The sequence below is a fragment of the Mesorhizobium sp. M7A.F.Ca.CA.001.08.2.1 genome (assembly GCF_003998455.1).
Lineage (GTDB): Bacteria > Pseudomonadota > Alphaproteobacteria > Rhizobiales > Rhizobiaceae > Mesorhizobium > Mesorhizobium ciceri.
Map to the genome: position 1 here is coordinate 1 of NZ_RZPW01000312.1, position 6,710 is coordinate 6,710.

Here is a 6,710-nt window from a genome sequence, read left to right on the forward strand (position 1 = left end):
GAACAGCTCGCTGCGCATATTGCCGATCTTGTCGATCAGCCCGCTGATGCGGATCGACAGGTTCTGTGCGCTGGCAACGACCGCGTTGATCTCGGCCTTTTCCGATGCAAGCGCCTGACGCTCGCCCGTCACTATGTCGGGCTCCTGCGGCTGGCCCACCGCCGGTGGAGGACCCAGCACCTCGATGCGATTGTTGATCTCGGTGAGCCGCGAGCGGAATACCAGCGCACTGGTGAGTGCCGCCCGCGACAGGTCCTCCAGCTGCAGACGGATCTCCACGAGTGAGGCATCGTCCTCACCGTCCTGCTGTATCTTCTTCTCGAGATCGTCCGTCTTGGCCGTTAGATCCTGGATGACCTTTTGCTGATCGGTGACCAAACCGGCCGAGCCCTGGCCGAGCGCTTGCGCCATCGCCTCAAACGAAAGCGGCGCCGAAACGACCAGCGTGAGTACCAGGATGAGACGAAGCAATCGGAAAAGCATGATTTGTTGGCGACTCATCGGCGGCAAAGGCAATTTGAAAGCCTGTCCTTGATAAAGACGGCCCTATCATGGGGCAAGCCGTCGTATCGCGAGCCCATCCGATCATTGGCCCCAACCGATCACTCACGCCGAGTGATCCCATCCCGGGCGTCGGCCAGTCGAAAGGCGATGGCGCAATATTGGCTTTGCGGATGCGGCCTGCTCTATAGTCTGCCGCATCGCCCGAACCGGATGACATCAATGGCAGAGTACTCGGCCTTTTCGCTGCTCGCGAACGCGCTCAAGGGAAACAAGGATTGGAAGCCGGCATGGCGCAAGCCTGACCCGAAGGCGTCCTATGACGTCATCATCATCGGTGGCGGCGGTCATGGGCTGGCGACCGCCTATTATCTTGCCAAGGAACACGGCATCACCAATGTCGCCGTTGTGGAAAAGGGCTGGCTCGGTTCCGGCAATGTCGGCCGCAACACCACGGCCGTGCGCTCGAATTATCTGCTGCCTGCCAACACCCGCTTCTACGAACACTCGATGAAGCTGTGGGAGAACCTGTCGCACGAGCTCAACTACAATGTCATGTTCTCGCAGCGCGGCTGCCTGAACCTGGCGCACACGCCGGCCCAATTCGACGACTATGCAAGGCGCGGCAACGCCATGCGCCATCTCGGCGTCGATGCCGAACTGATGACGAAGACTGAGATCAAACGCCTGATTCCGGCGCTCGATATCTCCGACAACGCGCGTTTCCCGGTGGTCGGCGGCCTGATGCAACGCCGCGCCGGCACCGCCCGCCACGATGCGGTGGCCTGGGGCTATGCGCGCGGCGCCGACAGGCGCGGCGTCGACATCATCGAAAATTGCGAGGTCACCGGCTTCCTGCGCGACGGCGACCGCATATCAGGCGTCACCACTTCGCGCGGCGACATCCGCGCCAGGAAGGTGGCCGTGGCGGTCGCCGGCAGCACCGGACGCGTCATGCAGATGGCCGGCATCGAGACGATGCCGATCGAGAGCCATGTGCTGCAGGCCTTCGTCACGGAATCGCTGAAGCCCTTCATCGACACGGTCGTCACCTTCGGCATGGGCCATTTCTACATGTCGCAGTCGGACAAGGGCGGCCTCATCTATGGCGGCGACATCGACGGCTACAACAGCTACGCCCAGCGCGGCAATCTGCCTGTCGTCGACGAGGTGATGAGTGAAATGCTGGCGTTGTTTCCGGGACTCGCGCGCGTGCGCATGCTGCGCTCCTGGGGCGGTGTTTGCGATATGTCGATGGACGGCTCGCCGATCATCACCGCCGGCCCCCTGCCCGGCATGTATCTCAACTGCGGCTGGTGCTATGGCGGCTTCAAGGCGACGCCGGCTTCCGGCTGGTGCTTCGCCTGGACCATCGCCAAGGACCAGCCGCACGACCTCAACGCGCCCTTCACGCTCGACCGCTTCCACCGCGGGCTGGTAATCGACGACAAGGGCCAGGGTGCAAACCCGCGGCTGCATTAGGCAATAGGTAGAGTCCAATGTTGATCACTTGCCCCTATTGCGGCCCGCGCGACGTCATCGAGTTCACCTATCAGGGTGACGGCAATCGTGAGCGTCCCGACCCCGCCTCGCAGAATTTCGAGGCGTGGAACGCCTATGTCTATGACCGGCTGAATCCGGCCGGCGACCACAATGAGATCTGGCAACATTCCGGCGGCTGCCGCGCGCATCTCAAGGTCGTGCGCAACACGCTGACGCATGAGATTTCCAGCGTTGCCTTTGCGCGCGGCGATCATGGGTCGGCCGCCCGCCACAAGGCGGAGGACAAGGCATGAGCCCGCGCCGCGCCGACACCGGCGGCCGCATCGACCGGCTGAAAACCATCCGCTTCACCTTCGACGGCACGGCCTACACTGGCCATGCCGGCGACACGCTGGCGTCAGCCCTGCTGGCCAAGGGCGTCACGTTGTACGGGCGTTCGTTCAAATACCATCGCCCACGCGGCCTGCTCACCGCAGGCGTCGAGGAACCCAACGCGCTGGTGACGGTGCTGAAGGGCGAGGTTCGCGAGCCCAACATTCCAGCGACCATGGTCGAGATCCATGACGGGCTGGTTGCCATCAGCCAGAACCGCTTTCCCTCGCTTGCCTGGGACATCAACGCCGTCAACCAGCTCGGCGGCAAGATCCTGTCGGCCGGGTTCTACTACAAGACCTTCATGGGACCGGTGTTCGGCCCGCTCAAGGGCACGCGTTTCTGGATGTTCTGCGAACACTTCATCCGCCGCGCAGCCGGTCTCGGCAGTGCCGGATCGGCGAAAGACCCGGCCCGCTACGAACGCATGAACGCCTTTTGCGACGTGCTGGTCGTCGGCTCGGGGCCGGCCGGCCTGATGGCCACCAAGGCCGCCGCCGATCAGGGTGCGCGCGTCATGCTGGCCGATCTCGAGCCGCATTTCGGCGGTTCGGCCAACTGGTCCGAGGAAACGATCGATGGCGCGCCTGCCGCCGATTGGGCGCGGCGCACCGTCGCCCAGCTCGCAGGCCGCGACAATGTCCGGCTTCTGCCGCGCACCACGGTGTGGGGTTACTACGACAACAACACGCTTGCGGCGCTCGAACGGGTCAGCGACCACAAGGAGCACCCCGGCAAGGGCGAGCCGCGCCATCGCTATTGGGCGATCCGCGCCAAATCCGTGGTCCTGGCCACTGGTGCGTTCGAGCGGCCGCTCATCTTCCCCGGCAATGACCGGCCAGGCGTGATGCTGGCGCATGCCGCCGAGCGCTATGCCAACGAATTCGGCGTGCTGCCGGGCGAGCGGATCGCGTTGTTCACCAACAATGACAGCGCCTATCGGGCGGCTGTCGCCTTGAAGAAGGCCGGCGCCGCGGTCGTCGCCATCGCCGATGTCAGGCCGGAACTTTCGCCGGAGATGCGCAAGCTGGCCGCGGAAGCCGAGGCAGAGATCTTTGCCGGCCATGCCGTCGTCGCCACCGAAGGCGGCAAGGCGCTGTCCGGCCTCAAGCTGCAGCGCTTCGACATGGCCAATGGGGCACTCATCGGTGATGCGCGCAGTATCCATGCCGATTGCCTGCTGATGTCCGGCGGCTGGTCGCCGACCATCCATCTGGCCAGCCAGGCCGGCGCCAAGGCAGAATGGAACGCCGCGCGGCAGGCTTTCCTGCCGCCAAAGCCGACACAGAGCTGGATCGGCGCAGGCGCCTTCACCGGAAGCTTCTCGACGGCCGAAGCCATCGCCGAAGGCCGCGCCGCCGGCCTCGCCGCCGCAGGCGGGCAGAGCACACCGTCCATGCTGCCGACCGTCGAAGCAGTGCCTGGCGATCCCGACCCCGCCCCGGTGTTCGAGATCAGGGCCAAGGGCAAGAGCTTTGTCGATTTCCAGCACGACGTCACGGCCGAGGACGTGCGGCTGGCTCACCGGGAAGGCTTTGTCTCGGTCGAGCATCTCAAGCGCTACACCACGCTCGGCATGGCGACCGACCAGGGCAAGAGCTCCAACGTGCCTGGCCTTGCCATCATGGCCGAGGCGCTGGGCAAGCCGATCCCCGAGGTCGGCACGACACGCTTCCGGCCGCCCTTTGCTCCGGTGTCGATCGGCTCGCTGGCTGCCGAGCGTTTTGGCGACCTGAAGCCAGAACGATTGACGCCGATGCATGACTGGCATCTGGCCAATGGCGCGACGATGTATTCCGCCGGCCTCTGGTACCGGCCGATGATCTATGGGCTTTCAGGCGAAACGGTCGAGCAGGCCTATGTGCGCGAAGCCAAGGCGACGCGCGAAAGCGCCGGCATCGTCGATGTCTCGACACTGGGTAAGATCGCGGTGCAAGGCCCTGATGCCGCCGCATTCCTCGACCGCGTCTACACCAACATGTTTTCGACGCTGGCCGTCGGCAAGGCCCGCTACGGGCTGATGCTGCGCGAGGACGGCCTCGCCTTCGACGATGGCACCACCTGGCGGCTCGGCGAGCAGGATTTTCTGATGACCACCACCACGGCCAACGCCGGCAAGGTGATGCAGCATCTGGAATATTTCCTCGACGTGATCTGGCCGGACCTGAAAGTCCACGTCACCTCGGTGACAGACGAATGGGCAGGTGCCGCGATCGGCGGCCCGAAGGCCAGGCAGATCCTCGCCGCCTGTGTCACCGGCACGTCGGTCGACAACGCCACCTTGCCCTTCATGGGCATCGTGCGCGGCGAAATATCAGGCGTGCCGGTGATGATCTGCCGGCTGTCCTTCTCCGGTGAAATGGCCTTCGAGGTCTATTCCGGCGCCGGCCATGGCACCCATGTCTGGAAAGCGCTTGTCGAAGCCGGCAAGCCGTTCGGGCTGGTCACCTACGGTCTTGAGGCATTGGGCACCATGCGCATCGAAAAGGGCCATGTCACCGGCGCCGAGATCGACGGCCGCACCACGGCGCGCGACCTGCATCTCGACTGGATGCTGTCGAAGAAGAAGCCGTTCATCGGCTCGGCGATGATGGACCGCGAAGGCTTGATCGCATCGGACCGCCTCGAACTGGTCGGCCTGATCGCCCTCGATAACCGGCCGCTCAACGGTGGCGCCCACATCGTCGAGGAGGTTGACGAAGCCAATCCGCACGACTCCATCGGCCATATCACCGCCTGCTGCTATTCGCCGGCGCTCGGCAGACATATCGCGCTGGCGCTGGTCGAGGGCGGCAAGGCACGGCACGGCACGCGCGCCCACGTCTCCGATCCCTTGCGCAACCGGTTCGGACCGGTCGAGATCGTCTCCAACCACTTCTTCGATCCGGACGGGAGCCGCATGCATGGTTGAGCACCAATCCCCGCTTGAGCCGGAATTTCACGTCGGCTCGCACGGCAATTTCGAGCATGGCGTCGAGATCATCCTGACCGAGGCGAGGCCGGGCTCGATCGTGCAACTCGCCGCCTGGCCCGGCGAGGAGAAGAGGCTGATCGCAGCCATCCGCACCGTCACCGGGCTGGCGCTTCCCGATGGCGCCGGCGGCGGAGTGAACGACGGGGTCAAGTCGGTGTTCGGCTTCGCGCCGGGGAAGTTCACCGTTGCCGACGAGGCCGAAGGGCTGGCCGCTGCCTTTGCCAAGGTGGTGACCTCGGCCATCGGCACGGTGACCGATCTCTCGCACGGCCGCACCGCCATCCGTATTGCCGGGCCGAAGGCCGAATGGGTGCTGGCGAAATTCTTCGCCATCGACTTTTCGCTGCCGGCCTTTCCCAATGGCGCCGGCCGCTCGACCGCTCATCACGACGTCTTCGCCCAGATCCAGCGCACCGGCGCCGACCAGTTCGACATCTATGTCTTCCGCTCGTTTGCACGCTCGTTCTGGAAGGCGCTCTGCCACGCCAGCGAGGAAGTCGGCTACGAGGTGCAATAGGCGGCGCCGAACGGTCGCATCGCTCCTGCTTCTGGCATCAACGCCAGCCGTTTCTGCCGCTAGAGAATCAGGCCGCAGGCGCCCATGGTGCGAAAACGCGGCCGCCCAACCGGCACAGGGGATATGAAATCCCTTCTTCAAGAGTCGGCACATTCGTTTGGTTCGAACATCTCCATGACCGCAGAACTATCCGCCGGCGCCACGGACCGCGCCGATGTGCCGGCCAGAGCCTTGCTCCTGCTGCCGCTGACGGTCGCCTGCGGCGTGTTCATGACCAGCCTCGACCAGAATGTCGTGGTGACCGCGCTGCCGGGCATCAGCGAAAGCCTCGGCCGTCCGCCCAGCCAGCTCGGCCTGCTGATCACCGTCTATGTCGCCAGCCTGATCATCTCGATGCCGCTTGGCGGCTGGGCCGCCGACCGCTTCGGCCTGCGCAACGTCTACTGCTTTGCCTTGCTGGTGTTCGCCGCCTCGTCGGCGCTTTGCGGGCTGTCCGACAACATCTGGACGCTGGTTGGTGCGCGTGCGTTGCAAGGCTTCGGCGGCGCCTTGATGGGCACACTCGGCCAGGTCGTCATCCTGTCGACTTTTCCGCGCAGCCGAACGCTCAAGATCAACATGTACATCTCGCTGGCCGGCCAGTCCGGACCGTTGGTCGGTCCGCTCGTCGGCGGTGCGCTGACCACCTACATTTCCTGGCGCTGGATCTTCTTCATCAACGTGCCGTTCGCGCTGGCGGCGGCAATTCTTGCCGCCTCGCTGTTTCCGACGATGACCAAGCCCGTGCGCACGCCGTTCGATTTTCCGGGCTTCGTGCTGGTCGGCAGCGGCATGGTCCTGCTG

General features: G+C 64.7%; 5 protein-coding genes and 1 pseudogene. 5 read left to right on the forward strand and 1 reads right to left on the reverse strand.

Features of this window, described 5'->3' with window-relative positions:
- A pseudogene (locus EN914_RS18900) lies at nucleotides 1-483 on the reverse strand (mechanosensitive ion channel family protein); the annotation flags it as partial.
- A 240-nt stretch (nucleotides 484-723) separates the two neighbouring features.
- On the opposite strand from EN914_RS18900, the gene EN914_RS18905 reads away from it, so the two are divergent.
- The 5 genes from EN914_RS18905 to EN914_RS18925 form a co-directional block, all read left to right on the forward strand.
- On the forward strand, nucleotides 724-1,983 hold the full coding sequence (locus tag EN914_RS18905) for a sarcosine oxidase subunit beta (RefSeq protein ID WP_024501330.1): 1,260 nt from the start codon (nucleotides 724-726) through the stop codon (nucleotides 1,981-1,983).
- A gap of 17 nt (nucleotides 1,984-2,000) precedes the next feature.
- The gene (locus tag EN914_RS18910; protein ID WP_013531142.1) at nucleotides 2,001-2,297 is read left to right on the forward strand and encodes a sarcosine oxidase subunit delta; all 297 of its coding nucleotides are present in this window, start codon (nucleotides 2,001-2,003) and stop codon (nucleotides 2,295-2,297) included.
- Entirely contained in the window at nucleotides 2,294-5,287 is a 2,994-nt protein-coding gene (locus EN914_RS18915) for a sarcosine oxidase subunit alpha (protein WP_024501331.1), read from the forward strand. Before EN914_RS18910 ends, EN914_RS18915 begins: the two co-directional genes overlap by 4 nt.
- Complete coding sequence (gene soxG / locus EN914_RS18920) at nucleotides 5,280-5,867, forward strand: sarcosine oxidase subunit gamma family protein (protein ID WP_024501332.1); 588 nt, start codon at nucleotides 5,280-5,282, stop codon at nucleotides 5,865-5,867. The genes EN914_RS18915 and soxG overlap by 8 nt, the downstream gene beginning before the upstream one ends.
- A gap of 174 nt (nucleotides 5,868-6,041) precedes the next feature.
- Nucleotides 6,042-6,710: MFS transporter (locus tag EN914_RS18925; protein WP_127389201.1), on the forward strand; the 669-nt coding region annotated here is incomplete at its 3' end.

What these genes read in the sequence shown, in the direction of transcription:
- soxG (WP_024501332.1), top strand. Translation starts at nt 5,280, where the DNA reads ATGGTTGAGCACCAATCCCCGCTTGAGCCGGAATTTCACGTCGGCTCG.
- EN914_RS18915 (WP_024501331.1), top strand. Translation starts at nt 2,294, where the DNA reads ATGAGCCCGCGCCGCGCCGACACCGGCGGCCGCATCGACCGGCTGAAA.
- EN914_RS18910 (WP_013531142.1), top strand. Translation starts at nt 2,001, where the DNA reads ATGTTGATCACTTGCCCCTATTGCGGCCCGCGCGACGTCATCGAGTTC.
- EN914_RS18905 (WP_024501330.1), top strand. Translation starts at nt 724, where the DNA reads ATGGCAGAGTACTCGGCCTTTTCGCTGCTCGCGAACGCGCTCAAGGGA.